General features: G+C 69.5%; 13 protein-coding genes. 10 read left to right on the forward strand and 3 right to left on the reverse strand.

The window, feature by feature from the left end; all coding sequences use genetic code 11:
- Positions 1–223 precede the first annotated feature (223 nt).
- The 10 genes from ABZ805_RS22135 (at position 224) to ABZ805_RS22180 (ending at position 14,124) form a co-directional block, all read left to right on the forward strand.
- The gene (locus ABZ805_RS22135) at positions 224–2,524 is read left to right on the forward strand and encodes a penicillin acylase family protein (RefSeq protein WP_358443396.1); all 2,301 of its coding nucleotides are present in this window, start codon (positions 224–226) and stop codon (positions 2,522–2,524) included.
- A gap of 36 nt (positions 2,525–2,560) precedes the next feature.
- Complete coding sequence (locus tag ABZ805_RS22140) at positions 2,561–3,367, forward strand: alpha/beta fold hydrolase (RefSeq protein ID WP_358443399.1); 807 nt, start codon at positions 2,561–2,563, stop codon at positions 3,365–3,367.
- A 221-nt stretch (positions 3,368–3,588) separates the two neighbouring features.
- Positions 3,589–4,416, forward strand: coding sequence for an aspartyl/asparaginyl beta-hydroxylase domain-containing protein (locus ABZ805_RS22145; RefSeq protein ID WP_358443401.1), 828 nt, complete (start codon positions 3,589–3,591; stop codon positions 4,414–4,416).
- 54 nt (positions 4,417–4,470) lie between these two features.
- Positions 4,471–5,334: a hypothetical protein gene (locus ABZ805_RS22150; RefSeq protein ID WP_358443404.1), complete on the forward strand. Its 864-nt coding sequence runs from the start codon at positions 4,471–4,473 to the stop codon at positions 5,332–5,334.
- 56 nt (positions 5,335–5,390) lie between these two features.
- Positions 5,391–6,500, forward strand: coding sequence for a nucleotide disphospho-sugar-binding domain-containing protein (locus ABZ805_RS22155; RefSeq protein WP_358443407.1), 1,110 nt, complete (start codon positions 5,391–5,393; stop codon positions 6,498–6,500).
- Positions 6,497–7,726 carry a nucleotide disphospho-sugar-binding domain-containing protein gene (locus ABZ805_RS22160; RefSeq protein WP_358443410.1) on the forward strand — a complete coding sequence of 410 codons (1,230 nt, stop codon included), beginning with the start codon at positions 6,497–6,499 and terminating at the stop codon, positions 7,724–7,726. Before ABZ805_RS22155 ends, ABZ805_RS22160 begins: the two co-directional genes overlap by 4 nt.
- The gene (locus ABZ805_RS22165; RefSeq protein ID WP_358443413.1) at positions 7,726–9,657 is read left to right on the forward strand and encodes a hypothetical protein; all 1,932 of its coding nucleotides are present in this window, start codon (positions 7,726–7,728) and stop codon (positions 9,655–9,657) included. The genes ABZ805_RS22160 and ABZ805_RS22165 overlap by 1 nt, the downstream gene beginning before the upstream one ends.
- A 34-nt stretch (positions 9,658–9,691) precedes the next feature.
- Positions 9,692–10,429 carry an alpha/beta fold hydrolase gene (locus ABZ805_RS22170; protein WP_358443415.1) on the forward strand — a complete coding sequence of 246 codons (738 nt, stop codon included), beginning with the start codon at positions 9,692–9,694 and terminating at the stop codon, positions 10,427–10,429.
- 31 nt (positions 10,430–10,460) lie between these two features.
- A complete protein-coding gene (locus ABZ805_RS22175) occupies positions 10,461–11,279 on the forward strand; it encodes an SDR family oxidoreductase (RefSeq protein WP_358443418.1) in 819 nt (272 codons plus the stop codon).
- Between the two features lie 52 nt (positions 11,280–11,331).
- Positions 11,332–14,124, forward strand: a complete 2,793-nt coding sequence (locus tag ABZ805_RS22180; RefSeq protein WP_358443420.1) for a non-ribosomal peptide synthetase — start codon at positions 11,332–11,334, stop codon at positions 14,122–14,124.
- Here ABZ805_RS22180 and ABZ805_RS22185 read toward each other — a convergent pair.
- From ABZ805_RS22185 to ABZ805_RS22195, 3 genes are all read right to left on the reverse strand, one after another.
- On the reverse strand, positions 14,119–14,928 hold the full coding sequence (locus ABZ805_RS22185) for an ABC transporter permease (RefSeq protein WP_358443423.1): 810 nt from the start codon (positions 14,926–14,928) through the stop codon (positions 14,119–14,121). The two genes, ABZ805_RS22180 and ABZ805_RS22185, sit on opposite strands and share 6 nt — an antisense overlap.
- A complete protein-coding gene (locus ABZ805_RS22190) occupies positions 14,925–15,887 on the reverse strand; it encodes an ATP-binding cassette domain-containing protein (protein ID WP_358443426.1) in 963 nt (320 codons plus the stop codon). The genes ABZ805_RS22185 and ABZ805_RS22190 overlap by 4 nt, the downstream gene beginning before the upstream one ends.
- A 61-nt stretch (positions 15,888–15,948) precedes the next feature.
- Positions 15,949–16,584, reverse strand: coding sequence for a winged helix-turn-helix domain-containing protein (locus ABZ805_RS22195; RefSeq protein ID WP_358443429.1), 636 nt, complete (start codon positions 16,582–16,584; stop codon positions 15,949–15,951).
- Between the last annotated feature and the right edge of the window lie 1,208 nt (positions 16,585–17,792).

Genomic DNA, 17,792 nt, shown 5'->3' on the forward strand with positions numbered 1-17,792 from the left:
CATCATCGGCATCATCATCATCATCGGGTTGTCCTTGGCCCGCTGAAGCATGAAGACCATCATCCCGAGGGATGCGACGATCATGACGCCTGACATGACCCGCACCCGCCTCCGTCGCGGTGCGCGCGCACTCGCGGCCGCCGCAACGGCCTTGCTCATGACGGTGGGGGCGGGTGGCATGTCGGCCTCGGCCGCAGTCGTACCCGCCGGTGCCGAGGCTGTCGTGCGCTACACCGAGCACGGGATTCCGCACATCCTCGCCGAGGACTACACCGGACTCGGCCACGGCTACGGCTACGCGTCGGCGAAGGACAACCTCTGCGCCCTGTCCGACGTGTACATGACCCTCCGGGCCGAGCGGTCCCGGCACCTCGGCCCGGACGCGCCGCCGAACGAGGGTCTCGCCGGCGTCGACAACAGCCTCGACAGCGACCTCTACTACCAGAGCGTGAACGACAGCGGGGTCGTGGAGAAGGCGTCCGGCCGGCAGCCGCCGCTCGGCCCGAAACCCGAAGTCGTGGAGATGGTGCGCGGATACGTCAGCGGGTTCAACCGGTACCTGGAGGAGGCGGGTGCCGACGGCATCACCGACCCCGCGTGCGCGGGTGCGGCCTGGGTGCGCCCGATCTCCGAACTCGACGTGTACCGGCACGTCTACGACGTGAGCACCTCGTCCGGGCTGGGCAGGCTGGCGGGAGACATCGTCAACGCGCAGCCCCCGGGGACGCGCGGGCGGTCGGGGGACGTGGCGCACGACGTAGGTGCCGTGCTCAAGGGGCTCGGTGCTGGAGACGGAGTGCGGCCCAAAGCGAGCAACGCGATCGCGGCGGGCAAGGACGCCACCCGGTCCGGGCAGAGCGTGCTGCTGGGCAATCCGCACTACCCCTGGCACGGACCGAACCGCTTCTGGCAGGCGCACCTCACCATTCCCGGTGAACTCAACGTATCCGGCGCCTCCCTGCTCGGGATTCCCAGTGTCCTCATCGGACACAACAACGACATCGCGTGGAGCCACACGGTCTCCACGGCGGCGACGATGGGGCTCTACGAGGTTCCGCTGGTTCCGGGCGAACCCACCGCGTACCAGGTGGACGGGAAGCGGGAGGAGATGACCAGCCGCACCGTCCGGGTCGAGGTGCGCAACGCCGACGGTGGTACCGACACCGTCGAGCGGACGCTGTGGTCGACCCGTTACGGCCCGGTGATCGAGGGTGCGGGTGGTTCCCCGCTGCCGTGGGAGACGACCGCGCACGCGGTGCGTGACCCCAACGTCACCAACCTCCGCACGCTCAACACGTGGCTCGACTTCGGTGCGGCGGAGAGCACGGCGGACATGTCGAGAGCCCTTGCCGACAACCAGAGCCTTCCGTGGTTGAACACGATCGCCTCCGACCGGAGGGGAGACGTGCTCTACTCCGACGTCCAGGTGGCTCCGCACGTCACCGACGAATTGGCGGAGAAGTGCAGCACTCCGCTGGGCGCACAGATCTTCGCGGTCAGCGGCATCTCGATTCTCGACGGAGGGCGGGGTGACTGTGCCTGGGGCAGCGACGAAGATGCCGTGCAGCCCGGCATCTTCGGCCCCGACGCGCTTCCCGAGATGACGCGTCGGGACTACGTGCTCAATGCCAACGACAGCCCGTGGCTGACGAACCTGGAGCAGCCGCTGGAGGACTACCCGCGCACCATCGGTGATGTCGGGACCGAGCGCTCGGCTCGGACCAGGGAGGCGATCGAGTCGGTGCGGGAACGCCGTGCGGGCGAAGACGGGTTGCCGGGCGAGGGATTCTCGCACGAGACGATGAAGGACATGCTGTTCGCCGACCGCAGCAGGGTGGCGGTGCTGGCGGCAGCGGATACCGCCGACATGTGCGAGTCGTTCCCGGGTGGGCGAGCACCGTCCAGCTCAGGGCCGGTCGACGTATCGGCCGCCTGCGATGCGGTGGCGAAGTGGGACCACACGTACCGGCTCGACAGCCGGGGTTCGCTGCTGTTCGAACGCTTCGTCCGCGCCCTGGGGTCGGTCGAGGGCGGGCCGTGGAAGGTCGGGTTCGACCCCGCCGATCCGGTGCACACCCCGAACACGCTCAAGACCGGCGATCCCGCCGTGCACCGTGCGTTCGGCGACGCGGCGGTCGAGCTCCGGGACGCCGGCATCCCGTTGGACGCTCCGCTCGGTGAACACCAGCAGGTGACCCGCGACGGTGCGGAGATCGGGATCCACGGCGGGCCGGGGGAGTTGGGCGTCCTCAACGTCATCACACCCGAGTGGGATCCAGAGCGGGGCAACACCGAGGTCGCCCACGGATCGAGCTTTGTCCAGGTGGTGGAGTTCGGGAGTGCCGAGAGCCCGGAGGCTTCCACTCTGATGACCTACTCGCAGTCGACCGATCCGACCTCGCCCCACTACGCGGACCAGACCGAGTTGTACTCCGCCGGCCAGTGGGTGACCGACCGGTTCAGCGAGCAGGAGATCGCCGACTCCCCGGTATTGCGGGTCGAGGTCCTCGACCGGCAGCGGTGACGACCCGGACCGCCGGGTGACGAGTGAGGAGAGCGGATGCCTTTCGCGTCGGTCAACGGCGTGCGCCTGCATTACGACGAGTTCGGCGCGGGCGAACCGGTGCTGCTCATCATGGGAAGCGGCGGGCGGGGCCGCGCCTGGCACTTGCACCAGGTGCCCGCCCTGCGCGCCGCGGGCTACCGCGTCGTGACGTTCGACAACCGGGGCATCGCTCCCAGCGACCTGTGCGCCGACGGTTTCACGGTGCGGGACATGGTGGGTGACGTCGTCGGACTCATCGAGCATCTGGGCCTGGAATCGGTGCGCGTGGTCGGCACGTCGATGGGTTCCTACATCGCACAGGAGCTCGTGCTCGCGCGGCCGGATCTGGTCCGGCAGGCGGTTCTGATGGCGACCAGGGGGCGTACCGACAGGTTTCGGGCCGCGTTGTCGGCCGCGACTCGTGAGCTGCACCGCTCGGGCGCGGTCGTCCCGTCGTCCTACTCGGCCGTGACGCAAGCGATGCAAGTCCTGTCACCGGCGACCCTGGCCCGGGACCAGGACGCGGCGGACTGGCTCGACCTGCTGGAACTGGCGCCACCGCCGGGCCCCGGCGAGTTGGCTCAGCTGGCACTGGAACCGATGCCGGACCGGTTGGAGGCATACCGCGCGATCGAGGTCCGGTGCCACGTCGTGTCGTTCTCCGACGACCTCCTGACGCCGGCGCGGCACGGCAGAGAACTCGCCGAGATCATTCCTGGAGCGACTTACGAATGCGTGGCGGACGCGGGTCACTACGGTTATCTGGAGGTTCCCGAAACAGTGAACAAGTCTATTCTGGAGTTCTTTCGGTCGGCCCGTTGATCGCGCCGAACAAGGGGAATTTCGCCCGGACTTAATGGCGGCGACTACGGTCGCGGACAGTGCTAACGTGCGATCCAGTGAGGTCGTGCAGGCGTCAAAATCCCGCTGCGCCAGGGATTTTAGGGACGCTGGGGGGCGAATTCCGCCTTCCTCGCGGTGATCCGACTCACCGCCTTGATGGGCGCGTTGCCCGACGCCGCGTGGAGGGAAGACGTTTTTCGATGATGGACGTAGCCGCATTGACCAGACAGGTCGGCAGGATCGGTGACCTCGACCCGTCATTGCTCCAGCGCGCCAGCCGTGAAGGGGTGAGCGTGCCCGACGAGTGGGGGCTGGAATACGGCGAGTACCAGAGCGGTGGGTGGCTGACGCTGTCGTTGTACAACGAGAGCGGTGATCCGAACGATCTCACCATCCGTGACTGCGAGCCGCAGGAAACCACGCTGTTGAAGCGGATGCCCGCCACTCGGGAGCTCCTGCGGTCCTTCGGGCTCAGCTACATGTGGGTGCGGATCGCGCGGCTGTCGTCCAACTCGTTCCTGTGGGAACACCGAGACTACGAGGAGCTGTCCGATGTAGAGCGTCATCGGCTGCACATCCCGCTGCGCACCAACCGCTCGTCGGCACTCGTGACCGGCGGGGCGAAGGTGCATCTCGGCCACGGCGGCATCTGGCGACTCGTCCCGACCCATGCGCACGGTGCGTGCAACCTGACCGGACCGGACCGGGTGCACTTGATCATGGACTGCTACGCCGACGACGCGTTCCGCCGCTTCACCGAGAACATCCACCTCACGCGGCAGGACGTCCAGGTGCTGCCGGAGCCGGAAGACGACGTGCTGGAAGGACACCTGGACCGCGCGGTGCAACTGCTGACCTTGGGATACGGGCGGGTGGCCGAGCAATCCCTGCTGCGCCTGTTCTACAGCTACGCCATGCCGGAAGGCACCGTGTACGACCTGATTCTCGAAGCCTACCGGCGGTTCGGCGACGAGTCCCAGGTCGCGGCCTGGCAGGACACGAAGAAGGTCATGCTCGGCCTCGACTGATCGTCCCACCACGGCAACCGATCGTTCCCCGTCAGATCCTCGCAAGGAGTAGGCGTGAGCACCTCGTTGATCAGCGACCTCGCGGAGTCCAGCCCGCCGACGATCCGACCACTGCTGGAAGCGGTGGTGGACGCGTTGTCGAGCAGTCCTCGCGTCCGCCGCGTTGCGCTCACCGGCGGGCGGTTGGCCGACCTGCACCGGGCGGGCGAGATCGAGCTCGTCGTGGTGGTGGACGACGACTGCCTCGACATCTTCGCGCTCGTGCTCGACGACCTGATGATGCACGGGGTCGGGACGCTGTTGCCGGGTTGGCGGGAGAACGCGGAAGGTGCGGCTACCAGCGTCGATTCGCTTTACCTGGCCCCGCACGCCGGGCGGCTGCACCGATTGCGGGTGCGCCTCGTCGGCGGCGGACCGGCCGAAACGGTCGACTCGCAGGAGCCGAGCTGCCCGCTGTACGTGGCGGATCAAGTCGCGGCGGGGGTCGACTCCGCACCCGGGTTGACGGCCGAGGCGCCCGCGGATCGACCGTCGACGGCGGCAGGTCTGCTCTGCGAGTTGCTCGTGCGCCTGCACACCCTCCGCGACGAACTCGGCGTCAGCGGCTACCTGCGTGGCTACGGACGTGTGGTCGAGGTGCGGGAGGCGCTGGCCGAACTGGTCGCCGCAGTGCTCGGCCTGCCCGAGTCCCGCAGGCGGTGGGCGGATCTCGACGGCGAACTCGCGGTCACCCCGTTGGGGCGGGCGTGCCGCACCGCTCTGCACGACCTCGTCGCGGCACCGGTGCCGGGAACGCCGACCGACGTGGCGGCGATGGTGCGGACGTGTCTGGACCTGGTGGCCGTGGCCGACCCGGCGCTGGCCGCCGAGTGGGGCGGCACCCTCGACTCGTACCGGCACTACATGGACGCGGCATGAGCGGCTACCTGCTCGTCCCGTTCCCGCTGCACGGCCACGTCAACCCGATGGTCGCCGTGGCGGAGGAGCTCGTGCGTCGGGGCGAGCCGGTCACCGTCGCGGTGAGCGCCGGCTTCGCCGAACCTTTCGCCGCGGCCGGTTGTGCGATCGTGGAGCTGGACATCCGGGCCCGTGAACGGATCCCCGAACAGCAGGATCTGCGCTACAAACTCGGCGGGTTGCGCAGGGCGTGGGACATCGTCGCGGAGCGGTTCCGGCTCACCGAAGTCCTCGGCCGCGTGGTCGAGGACTTGAATCCGGACGCCGTGGTCACCGACATCATGGCGATCTGGGGGATCAAGGCGGCTGAGGCCAACGACGTCCCGTTCGTGTCGTTCTACGTGACCTACGCCCTGAGCGAGGAAATCCTCCTGTCCGATGTGGACCGCAAGTTCGGCCCCCGGGTGAAGACCCTCGCCAGGTGGTCCGGTATCGCCCGCGTCCAGCCCGGACTCCGCCGTCGCGTCACCGCGAACGCGGCCATGGCGCTGGTGAACGTGGTCGCGGAGTTGCAGCCGATGCGGTGGTCGTTCGACGGGCGTTTTCGTTTCGTGGGGCCGCTTCAGCGGGGGTCCTCGGTGGGGTATGACGGTGGAGATCTGCCGTGGGATCGGATCCGCAGCGGCCCGACCGTGTACGTCTCGACCGGGACGTTGTTCACCCGTGGTGCGGAGTACTTCCGGCGGGTGGCGGAGGGTTTCGCGGGTTCTGGGTGGTGCGTGGTGCTGGCGACGTCGCATACGGATCCGGCCGAGTTGGGTGTGTTGCCGGAGAACGTGGTCGCGCGCCGGTATGTTCCGCAGTCCGAGGTGTTGGCGCACAGTGATGTGTTCGTGACGCATGCGGGGATGAACTCGGCGATGGAGGGTCTGGCGCTGGGCATCCCGATGGTCCTGGTACCACGTGCCTACGATCAGCGCGGCATCGCGCGGCAGCTCGCCTCCCTCGGGGCAGGGGAGGTCGTGGCGGCCACGGCGGCGGCATCGGAGTTCCGCGAGGCGGCGGACCGAGTGCATGGCGACGAACGGATGCGAGCCGCCCTCGACGAGCTGTCCGCCAGCGTGCGGGGCGCGGGCGGAGCCGGGGCCGCGGCGGATGCCTTGCAGAAGCTCGCGGCGAACCGATGACCCGCTACCTCGTGTTCCCGTACCCGCAGCATGGCCACGTGAGGCCGATGTCGGCGCTGGCCGCCGAGCTGGTGCGGCGCGGCGACCACGTCACGGTCGCCGTGCCCCCCGAGTTCGCGGCCGAGTTCCGCGACGCCGGCTGCGAGGTCACCGAGTTCGCCGCGACGGTCGGCAACGCCCACGTACCCGAGCGGAAGCCGCGCCGCACCGTGCTGCCCCGCCGAGTGGTCGCAGCTCTGTCGCGTCGGCGGACTCGGAAGAGGATGGTCCGTCGGATCCGCGGGTGCTGGACGTCGTGGAATCCCGATGTGGTGGTCACCGATTACGTGGCGGGCTGGGGAGCAACGGCAGCCCGTGCCGAAGGCACGCCCTGGGTCGCGCTGAGCGTCACCTATGCGCTCAACGACGAGGTCGTCCTGGCCGAGTTGCGGGCGCGCACCGGGCCGATCGCCGAATCGTGCGCGCGTCGCACCGGACTCACCCGCGTCCACCCGGCATTGCGGATGCCGGGTGCACGAGCACCGCTGGTGCTGGTGAACGTGGTCGCGGAGTTGCAGCCGATGCGGTGGTCGTTCGACGAGCGTTTTCGTTTCGTGGGGCCGCTTCAGCGGGGGTCCTCGGTGGGGTATGGCGGTGGGGATCTGCCGTGGGATCGGATCCGCAGCGGCCCGACCGTGTACGTCTCGTCGGGAACCGTGTTCTCCCGTGGTGCGGAGTACTTCCGGCGGGTGGCGGAGGGTTTCGCGGGTTCTGGGTGGTGCGTGGTGCTGGCGACGTCGCATACGGATCCGGCCGAGTTGGGTGTGTTGCCGGAGAACGTGGTCGCGCGTCGGTATGTTCCGCAGTCCGAGGTGTTGGCGCACAGTGATGTGTTCGTGACGCATGCGGGGATGAACTCGGCGATGGAGGGTCTGGCGCTGGGCATCCCGATGGTCCTCGTCCCACGCGCGGGCGATCAACTCACGACCGCTCGCCGACTGCGGGATCTCGGGGTCGGCGTGGAAGTGGACGCGAACGCCTCCCCCGCACAGTTCCGCGCCGCGGTTGACGCGGTGCGTGACGACGAGTCCGTCGCGGCGGCGCTGGCGTCGCACGCACGACGTGTCCGTCGAGCGGGTGGTGCGGGCATGGCGGCGGACCTGCTGTCGGAGTTCGCCCTCTCCTCCACGGGCACCTCCCGCGCGCCGGCCACGAAGGACTCGTCGTCGCCTGCGGGAGGTTCGTGATGACCACGCTGCGACGCCGCACCTTCCTGTACGGCTCGACGGCGGTCAGTGCTGTCGCTGTCGGAGGTGGCTGGGCGGCCGCACCCCTCTTCGCGGCATCGACCGAGCCGCACGAGGCGATCGTCAGGGACGCGCACCTGCACTGGGACTCGGTCCCTCGGGACTGGCGGAGTGCGCCGTTGCTCGGCAACGGTGTTCTGTGGGGACAGGTCCACCGGAGCGCGGACGGCAGGGGGCTGACCGTGGCGCTCGGCGGCGCGAGCACGCCCTGGGAGGCACCGGCCGCCCGACTCGCGCTGGTGCTGGCCGGGACTCCGACGGAAGCCCGGTGGGAACTGGACCTGTGGAACGCGGAACTCACCGGAACGCTGACGACCACGCGTGGCTCGGTGCGCTTCGCCGCACTCGTGCCGCGTTCCGAGAACAGGTTGATGATCTCGCTCACCCCGTCGGAAGGCGAGAGCCGCGCGGTTTGGGTTCCGGACGAGAACGCACAGGTGTCCTGGTGTGAGCGCCGCCAGGGGAGTCGGCGGCTCATGACGGCTTCGCTCGACGCCGGCCCCCCGCGGGACGTGGACAGCTCGGAGCTCGTCGAGGCGCACCGGGCGTGGTGGAACAGCTTCTACCGCCGCGGTTTCCTGTCGATTCCGGACAAGACCGTGCAGCGGTTCCACTGGGCGCAGCTCTACCGGGCCGCCGCGACACGTCCTGGCGGCGAGCACGCGACGGCGATGCTCGACGGGTACGGGCACGGTGACCGGGCGGCTCCCTCGACCCCGACGCACGTACGGGCGACGATTCCCGGTACCGGGTCCAAGGAAGGATTCACCGGGAACATGATCGCTGCGGCGGGTCTGCCCGCGCTGTGGCGGCACTGCGTCCACAGCGGCGACGACGAGCTGCTGAGGGAGACGGTGCGACCGGCGCTGCGGCGTGCGGTCGGCTTCTACGGCCAGTTCCTCGTCGAAGACGCCGGGGGGCGGCTTCACCTTCCGCTGACGCACTCGCCGACCTACGCCGACGTGCACGACAGCACCTACGATCTCGAACTGCTCCGCTGGGCAGCGCGAGCCTTGGTGCGGTCCGCCGCGCTGCTGGGGGTGCGGGACCCTCGTGGCGACCGGTGGAACGACATCGGCGAGCGGTTGGTCCGGGCTCATCGGGACGTCGGTGGGGGACCGATGGTCGGTGCGGGCGTGGCCCTCGGCGAGTCGCATCGGCACCCGTCGCACCTCGTCGCGCTGCACCAGCTGGACGACCTCGCGGACTCGCCCGATCGCGCCGTCTGGAAGCGGGGTTTCGAGTGCTGGTCGGCGCTGCGGGGTGACTGGCAGGGACATTCCCACCTGGCGGCGGCCGCGATGTCGAGCGCGCTGGACGACGGCGACGCGGCGCGCGCCGAGCTGGAGCACGTTCTCGCGGAACGCGTCGGGGACTCGGAGTTCCTGCCGAACACCCTCTACCGCGCGGGAGGCGCGGCACCGCCCGACGTGGGTTACGCGGTCAGCCGCATCCTGCGCGACATGATGATCCGGTGGCGCGGTGACGTCGTGGACCTCTTCCCCGCGGTGCCCGCAGGATGGGCCGACGTCTCGGTGTCCGGCCTGGAAGTGCGGCACGGCATCCGGGTCGACGCCGGGCGGAGCGGCGGCCGAACCGAGTGGGTGCGCGTGCACAGCGGAACCGACCGGGCCTGGACGTTGCGACACGGGATCAACGGCCCGGTGACCGTGCGGGACGAGCGGGGACGCCGGATCCACGGCGGTGGTCGGGGGCCGGCGGAGGTGAGCGTCGCACCCCGGGCACGCGGCGCGGTCGTGGTGGTCGAGCGCACGGGATACGACGGTGGCACCGAACCCCGGGACGTGACCGCCAGCGGCAGCGGGAGGCGATGGGGCTCGCCCGCGACATCCCGGCGAGAACTGATCTGAACCGTGCAGTCGACCTAGTGGAGGGGTGAGGGACATGTCGCGACCTTCGTTGGTGTGTGTGCCGTTCGCGGGAGCGGGCGCGTCGTACTTCCGGCCGTGGGCGGAGCACGTGGAACCCGCGTTCGACCTGGTACCGCTCCCGCTTCCAGGCAGAGAGCGGGAGATCGGCGCCGAACCGTTCCGGGACGCCTCGGTGGCGGCCGATTTCCTTCGGGACGCGGTGATCGAGCGGGTGGGTACAGGCGAGATCGTCCTGTTCGGACACAGTCTCGGAGCAGTCCTGGCCTACGAGCTGGCGCACCGGTTGGCCGACGTTCCGGGCATCGACCTTCGACGCCTGGTCGTCAGCGGATCGCCGGGTCCGTGGAGCACCCGGCGGCAGCGGGCGACCGGGCTCGCGGACGCGGAGTTCCTCGACCAGGTGCGGGAATTCGCCGGTTACGACCATCCGGCCTTGCGATTCCCCGAGATGCGGGAGCTAATCCTGCCCGCGCTGCGTGCGGACGTCGAGATGCACGAGAACTACCGGCCGAGTCGAACCGAGCCGCTGCCGGTGCCGATCACCTCGCTGCGGGGACGCGACGACGAACTCGTGGACACCGAACACGCGGGGCAGTGGTCGAAGGCCACCACCGGGGACTTCGACCTGGTCGAGCTTCCCGGCGGGCACATGTACCTCACCGACTCGGTGGGCACGGTCGCGGAACTCATCACCGCAGCGCTGTCCGAGGCGGACGGCAACTCCTGGACTATCGGCACGTCGGCGACCTGAGCACGATCGCCCGGAAGGAACTCCGTTGCGCTTGAGGGGAAAGACCGCGGTCATCACCGGAGCGGCGCGTGGGCTCGGACGTGCCTGCGCGGTCGCGTTCGCCCGTGAGGGGGCGAGCGTGGTCCTGACCGACATCGGGCAGGACCTGAGCGATGTTCCCTACCCGCTGGGCTCGGCGAGCCAACTGGCGCACACGGCCGAGCTGTGCGCGGAACGCGGTGTGGCCACGATGACCTCCGAACTCGACGTTCGCAGGGCTGGCGACGTGGCTGCGCTCGTGGACACCGCTCTCGGGCGGTTCGGGGCGGTGGACGTGCTCGTCAACAACGCCGGAATCGCCGCACCCTCAGGCCGCGCCGCGCACGACATCAGCGAGGACGAGTGGAATCTCATGCTCGACGTGGATCTTTCCGGCGCGTGGCGGATGATCCGTGAGATCGCTCCGTCCATGTTGGACCGCAGGAGCGGGAGCATCGTCAACATCGCCTCCACCGCGGGTGTGGTCGGCTACCGCCATTTCGCGGGCTACGTCGCGGCCAAGCACGGTCTGGTGGGACTGACCAAGGCCGTGGCACTGGACTTCGCACCGAAGAAGGTCAGGGTGAACGCGGTGTGCCCCGGTTCGGTGCGGGACGACAAGTGGGCCGAGGGGCGGATGTTGTCCGAGATCGCTCGTTGCCTGGAGGTTCCCGTGGACGAGCACGAGGAGACCTTCGTGCAGGCCCAGCCGATGAACCAGTTGATCGAGCCGGAGGACGTCGCGGGAGCGGCGGTGTTCCTGGCTTCCGACGACGCGCGTCAGGTGACCGGTTCCGTGCTGACCGTCGACGGCGGGTTCACCGCGCGATGACGTGGAAGACCGCGCTCCCGGCGGAACCGGGAACCACAGGAGGGGCGACGCCATGACCGACTTCTCAGCGGCCGGTGACGGGGGAGCGGAGGCTCGACCCGACGCCGCACGCAGCCACGCCCTGTCCGTTCGGCTGGCCCCCTCGGTGGAGCGCGCGACGATCGCCGCGAGGCTGGCGGCGGTCCGCCAACAGGATGCGCGCCGTCCGGCGCACGAGTTGTGGGTGCAGCGGATCGCAGGCTCCGTCGACGATCCGGTCGCTGAGCGGATCCGACGCGGTGAGACGACTCGGGGCGTGTCCCGCGCCGACGGGCTTCGAGTCGTCCTCCTCCAGTGCTCGGACGCGGCCGAACTGGTGCTGGTCGCCCACCGGGCGCGGTACACGGCCGGCCACCTGCGCGACACCGCTCGCTCGCTTGCCGGAGAGTCCGCACCGGTGGGTGCCGCGTCGCCCATCGCCGGTCTGGACGAGGAGCTGTCCTTCGAACCCGCCGCCTGGGCCCTCGGCACGCGTGCCGAGGACCGCCCCGGGCGGTGTGAACTCCCGGTGCGGGAATCCGGGTCCGCGGAGACGTGGATCGCCGCGCTGTCGATCGTGCTGGATCGGTACGGGCAGGAGGCGACGTCGCTTCCGGTCGTGGCGCCGCGGCAGGCAGGTGGCGGGTGCCGGCTGGTCGCGGTGTCGACGGAGCTGTCCGGGTCCACCCAGGTCACCTCGCTGCTCGACGGCATCCGATCCGGGCTTGACGCACCGGAAGCCCCGGTGACGACGAAGGTCGCGCCGGTGGGTTTCATCGTGGACCGGCTCGAGCCGGAGCCCGACGGGACCGTCGACTACGAACCGTGCCTGGCCCCTGCGTTCCCGGTGACGCTCTCGTTCGCAGCGGGGCGCGCGGACGGCGGAGTGCTTCGCTGCGACCACGATCCGCGCTGGGTTTCCCCGGAGATCGCGCACCAGTTGGCCCGGCACGTCGTGCGCGTGCACGACCAGATCATCGCGCACCCGTCGAGTGCGGTGCGGGAACCGGAGATTCTCGGCGCCGAGACGGCACGGGTGCTGGCGCTGGGGACCGGCCCCTCGCTCGACCGCGCCGAACCACGGCTCCTGCACGAGCGGGTCAGGATCAGGGCGGCGGAGACACCGGGAGCCATCGCGATCGCCGAGGATCCGCGGCGGATCACCTACCACGAACTCGACGATCGGTCCGAGCGGTGGGCCCGCGCGCTCCGGGCGCTCGGGGTGCGGCGCGGCGTTCGGGTGGGCGTGTGCCTGGACCGCTCGGCGGAGATCCCCGTGCTGCTGCTGGCCGTGCTCAAGGCGGGCGGCGTCTACGTTCCGATGGAGCCCGCGTATCCCCGCGAACGCCTCGCCTTCATCGCCGAGGACGCGGAGCTGACGCTGGTGGTGACCCGCGACGGCGAGTTCCCCACCGGTGCGGGCAGGGAGGCGGTCTCGCCGGAAGCGCTCTCCGCGACGCCCCCCGTCGACCACCTCCCGGAGGACGGGGAGCCCGCCGATCCCGCCTACGTGATCTACACCTCCGGTTCGACCGGCCGGCCCAAGGGCGTGGTGGTGCCGCACGGCAACGTCTGCGCACTGCTCGACGCGACGAGTGCCGACTTCGGGCTCGGCGGACAGGACGTGTGGACGTGGTTCCATTCCTGCGCGTTCGACTTCTCGGTCTGGGAGATCTGGGGATGCCTGGCGACGGGAGGCAGTCTCGTCGTCGTCCCGTACTGGGTGTCGCGCGACCCGGAGCGCTTTCTCGAACTCCTCGGCCGGGAGCGGGTCACGGTGCTCAGCCAGACGCCGTCGGCGTTCGCACCGCTCGCCGTCGACCAGGGCACGGCCGGCGTCGCGCTGCGCCTGGTCGTCTTCGGTGGTGAGCCGCTGGACGCCCGGATGCTGGTCGGCTGGTTCGACCGCCACCCCGAGTCCCGGTGCCGCGTGGTGAACATGTTCGGCATCACCGAGACCACCGTGCACGTGACGGTGCAGACCGTGACGCGGCGGATCGCGCTGGAGGAGTCACGCGCGGTGGGACGGCCGCTGCCGGGATGGTCGGTGTCGGTGCGCGATGAAGAAGGACGGGTGTCGCCGCCCGGAGTCCCGGGCGAGATCTACGTCGGCGGCGCCGGTGTCGCCGCCCATTACCTCAACCGCCCCGACCTCACCGACCATCGGTTCGTCCTGGATCAGCACACCGGGCAGCGCGTCTACCGCAGCGGCGACCGGGGGCGCCTGCGGCCGGACGGCGTGCTGGAACACCTGGGCCGCCTCGACCACCAGGTGAAGATCCGTGGATTCCGCATCGAACTCGACGAGATCCGTTCGGTCCTGTTGGAGGACCCGGCGGTGAGTGCGGCGGCCGTGGTCGTCAACCGGACCGACCCGGACGACGCCGCGTCGGCCAGGCTGGACGCCTACGTCGTGACCGAGACGTCCACTTCGGACGTCCGAGGTCGCGCCGCACGACTCCTGCCGGAGCACATGGTTCCCGCGACGGTCTCCGCGATCCCCGCGATGCCGTTGACGGCGAACGGAAAACTCGACCAGCAGAGGCTGCCCGCACCCCACCCGGCACGGCCGACGACGACCGCACCCGACAGCGGCGGATCGGCGACGATGGCGGACGCACTACGGGTGGTGTGGAGCGAGGTGCTCGGGGTCGAGGTCACCTTGGACGACGACTTCTTCGAACTCGGCGGCAACTCGCTGTTCGCGGTGCGGATCGCGACCGCGCTGCGGGAGCGGGGCGTGCCTGCCGTCCCGCTGCGCGATCTCTACCGCTACCCGACGATCCGGCAGCTCAGCGCTCTGCGTGCGAGCGGCGGCGCCTCATAGCGGCTTTCGGAATCCCCGCACGGCGAACACGGCGCTGATCGCTCCCAGGGCTGCGCTGGTGCCCAAGGCGAGGAACACGCCGTTGCCGGTCGGCAGCGCGAGGGCGAGGTTGCGGGAGGCGTCCACCGCGTAGGTCAGCGGATTCACGACGGCGAGGACCCGCAGCCAGTTCGGCAGTGCCTCCAGCGGTACGAACGCGCTGGAGACGAACATCAGCGGGAACATCGCCAGGAAGCCGATGCTCTGCATCACCTCGGCCTTGCGCACCCAGGTGGCGATGGCCAGGAAGACCCAGGTCAGCGACCAGCTCACGACCAGCGCCAGCACCAGCGACGCGACCACGCCCCAGAAACCGCCCTGCGGGGAGAAGCCGAAGAGGGCGGCGGCCGTCGCCAGCAGGACGATCAGCTGCACCGCGCTGCGGACGAGATCGGCGACACTGCGCGCCAGCAGCACCGAGCTGAGGTGGATCGGTAGCGCGCGCAGGCGGGCGACGACTCCGTTGTGCATGTCCGAGATCAGGCCGATCCCGGACTGGAGGCCGGCGCCGATACTGGTGGTGATGAGGATCGCGGGCATCAGGTAGTTGATGTAGTTCCCGCCCGGCGGGTCGATCACCGTGATCGCTTTGCCGAAGACCTGGCTGAACAGGACGAGCATGATCAGCGGCTGCAACATGCTGAACAGCAGCATGCGCGGGTCGACGAGCAGGGCGCGCAGCGATCTGCTGCTGAGCAGGTAGACCTGGGCGGGCATCGCGGCTCCGCGCCACTGGCGCGTGGGGGTGTCGGTGGTCGTGGTCATGAGGGGACTCCCACTGGCTGTACCCGTTCGGTCGCACGGTGGTGCGCGAGGTATACGTCGTCGAGGGTCGGTTCCCCGAGCCCGAGCGCGGCGACCTCGACCTGGGCTTCGTCCAGCGCCCGCACGACCGCCCCGAGTTCGCGGGAAGTGGTGACGGAGGTCGTGATCTGGTGCCGTTCCGCGTCGTAGTCCGAAGGAAGCCCGGCCGACGTGAGCGCACGCAACGCGGTGTCGGCGTCGGCGGGGTCGGACAGCGTCGTGGTGACGCTGCGTTGACCGACTTCCGCCTTGAGCTCGCTGGGCGTGCCCGCCGCGACGACCCTGCCCTGGGACAGCACGGCGATCGAGTCCGCGAGGCGATCGGCCTCGTTGAGGTACTGGGTGGTCAGCAGCACGGTCGTACCCCGTTCCACCAACGCCTCGACGATCTCCCACATCCCCAGCCGACTGGTCGGGTCGAGGCCAGTGGTGGGTTCGTCGAGGAAGATGACGTCCGGATCGCCGACCAGGCTCGCCGCGAGGTCGAGCCGTCGCCGCATCCCACCGGAATAGGTGCTCGCGAGGCGGGTGGCGGCCCCGGTCAGGTCGAAGACGTCGAGGAGTTCGGCGGCGCGTCGACGGGCCTCGGCCTTGCGGGCACCGAGCAGCCTGCCGATGAGCACGAGATTGTCCACGCCCGACAGCTGCTCGTCGACGGAGGCGAACTGGCCGGTCAATCCGATGCGGGCGCAGACCTTCGCCCGGTACCGGGTGACGTCGAACCCGGCGACCCGCGCGGTCCCGCTGCTCGGCGGGAGCAGGGTGCTCAGGATGTTGACCAGAGTGGTCTTTCCCGCACCGTTGTGGCCGAGCATGCCGAGAACGGTGCCTTGGTCGACCGACAGGCACACGTCGTCGAGCGCGGTGACGGCACCGAACGTCTTGGTGAGGTGGTGGGCCTCGATGGCGGGCTGGGACACGGTTGAACTCCTGGGCTGCCTGTCGTGGTGGTCATCGTGGGCGGCTCGTTCCCCACCGCGGTCACGTCTGCTGCTCGGCGAAGCCGTCCCCGTTCAGCAGTGCGAGTCCGAGCGGTGTGAGTGAGTGCGACACCGCGTTCTTCTGCCTGCGCGTCGTGATCAGCCCCGCGTTGCGGAGCACCGAGGTGTGCTGGCTTGCGGCGGCGGCGGAGATGCCGAGCCGTTGCCCGAGCCCGCCGGTGGTGTAGCTGTCGAGCAGCGCGTGCAGCGCTTCGGCGCGAGTGCGCCCGAGCAAGGCGCCGAGCGTCTTGCCTCCGGACGTGCTGCGCGCCCACAACCGCTTGGTGTTCACGTCCAGCGGGGCCGGATACACCAGGACGGGGGTGCTGTGCGGATCGGTGCTGCTGAACAGCAGGGTCGGGCGGTCGAACAGGAAGACCGACGGCGTGATGACGAGCCCGGCCGAGTCGAGGAAGATCTTGCGCGCCGGGCGGCCCGCGATCTGGAGGAACGGGGGCTCCCAGGTCGCCGTGGCGTGCAGGCTGCGGAGCAGTCCTTCGATGCCGTCGTCGAGAACGGCCTGCCCGCGAGCCGAGCGTTCGATCTCCAGGAGCACGGACAGGCGCTGCCAGTAAGGCTGCACGGCGGTCCTGCCGAACTCGTGGACGGCGGCGGTGGTCTTGTGGACGTCCTGCACGGGGCGTACGCATCCGGCCCGTCCGAGATCCGGCTGTGGTTCGGTGAACAGTTCCGAGGTCGGCCGCACGGCACGCACCAACTCGGTGAGGTGACGTGCTCGCGGCCCCAGCCGGGAGCGAACCGCGTAACGCCAGGGATCGAACGCGGCGGCGCCTCGACGCTGCCACAGCAGATCGGCGGCGAAGAGGATTTCGGCAACTGGAGAACGCGGGACGGCGATCCTCGTTCTGAGGAGATCGTCCGCCGAGAAATGGATACGAAGCATGGATGACCCCCAGGTCGTCGTTCACGTGCGGTGACCACTCGTGGCGTCGGTGGAACGGTTTCCACGAGCTGATCCACCCTTGGTCCTGGAAGCAGCGCTCCGCGCGTGGCGGGCCTCCCCCAGAGGCCCGATCGAAGCATCGGACGCCGGCCTGCCCTCCAATTCTCCGTGATGGTCACGATGTGCTCGTGTCACGGATCGGTGCTGCTCATGATTCCTTCCCGCTCGATCCGGCAGGTCTCGCTCCCGGGGAGGTGAAGACCGGACGCGGCGGAACGTCCGCGATCGCGAATGCACGACCCCGCGCGGCGCGACGGAACGCGCGGGCCGGCCCGGTCCCGCCGAGCGCGCGACTGATCAGGATCGCAGCAACGAGTTCGCTCCCGGCTGTTGTCGGGCGGCAGGCTGACGATCATTCCCAAGAAGGGTTCCCCTGGAACGTCGCCCGGGCCGTTCACGGCGTCTCCCCATGGTCCGCCGAAAGAAGCTGTCGAATGCATGCGAAAGTCTGATCCCCCCAGGATCTTCGTCCAGTCCGCTGGACAGGCGCACGACGCTCGACCGTGCGCCTAACGCACCCCGATCTCGCCTTGATCAAGGTCACGGGTGAGACTAGCCGATCGGCGTGCCGCCTGAGCAAGGTTTTTAAGTGCTCGCTGCAAATGCCAGGTCAAGCTCTCCTGATCTGCGCTTGATGCCTCACTCGGAGTATTTTGACTCGCATTCGGCGGATGTCGTGGTTGTGGGCGACCGGGCAGGGTTGGGTTTGGCACGAATCGCGGTACCGGTGGGTGTCGCGCGCCTTCTCGGGAATCGTGCGGTACTGGGATGATCTTCTTTATGCGGCAGGATCGTCAGATCTGCCGCGGTGGTGCGGCGCGCAGCTGATTGCTGTGCTGGAAAGGCGAACATATCGCCGTGACGCGTCCGCGGGCGGTTCG

The sequence above is a fragment of the Saccharopolyspora sp. NPDC047091 genome (assembly GCF_040643635.1).
In the GTDB taxonomy this organism is placed as follows: domain Bacteria; phylum Actinomycetota; class Actinomycetes; order Mycobacteriales; family Pseudonocardiaceae; genus Saccharopolyspora_C.

What these genes read in the sequence shown, in the direction of transcription:
- ABZ805_RS22140 (WP_358443399.1), top strand. Translation starts at nt 2,561, where the DNA reads ATGCCTTTCGCGTCGGTCAACGGCGTGCGCCTGCATTACGACGAGTTC.
- ABZ805_RS22160 (WP_358443410.1), top strand. Translation starts at nt 6,497, where the DNA reads ATGACCCGCTACCTCGTGTTCCCGTACCCGCAGCATGGCCACGTGAGG.
- ABZ805_RS22165 (WP_358443413.1), top strand. Translation starts at nt 7,726, where the DNA reads ATGACCACGCTGCGACGCCGCACCTTCCTGTACGGCTCGACGGCGGTC.
- ABZ805_RS22180 (WP_358443420.1), top strand. Translation starts at nt 11,332, where the DNA reads ATGACCGACTTCTCAGCGGCCGGTGACGGGGGAGCGGAGGCTCGACCC.
- ABZ805_RS22145 (WP_358443401.1), top strand. Translation starts at nt 3,589, where the DNA reads ATGATGGACGTAGCCGCATTGACCAGACAGGTCGGCAGGATCGGTGAC.
- ABZ805_RS22170 (WP_358443415.1), top strand. Translation starts at nt 9,692, where the DNA reads ATGTCGCGACCTTCGTTGGTGTGTGTGCCGTTCGCGGGAGCGGGCGCG.
- ABZ805_RS22185 (WP_358443423.1), bottom strand. Translation starts at nt 14,928, where the DNA reads ATGACCACGACCACCGACACCCCCACGCGCCAGTGGCGCGGAGCCGCG.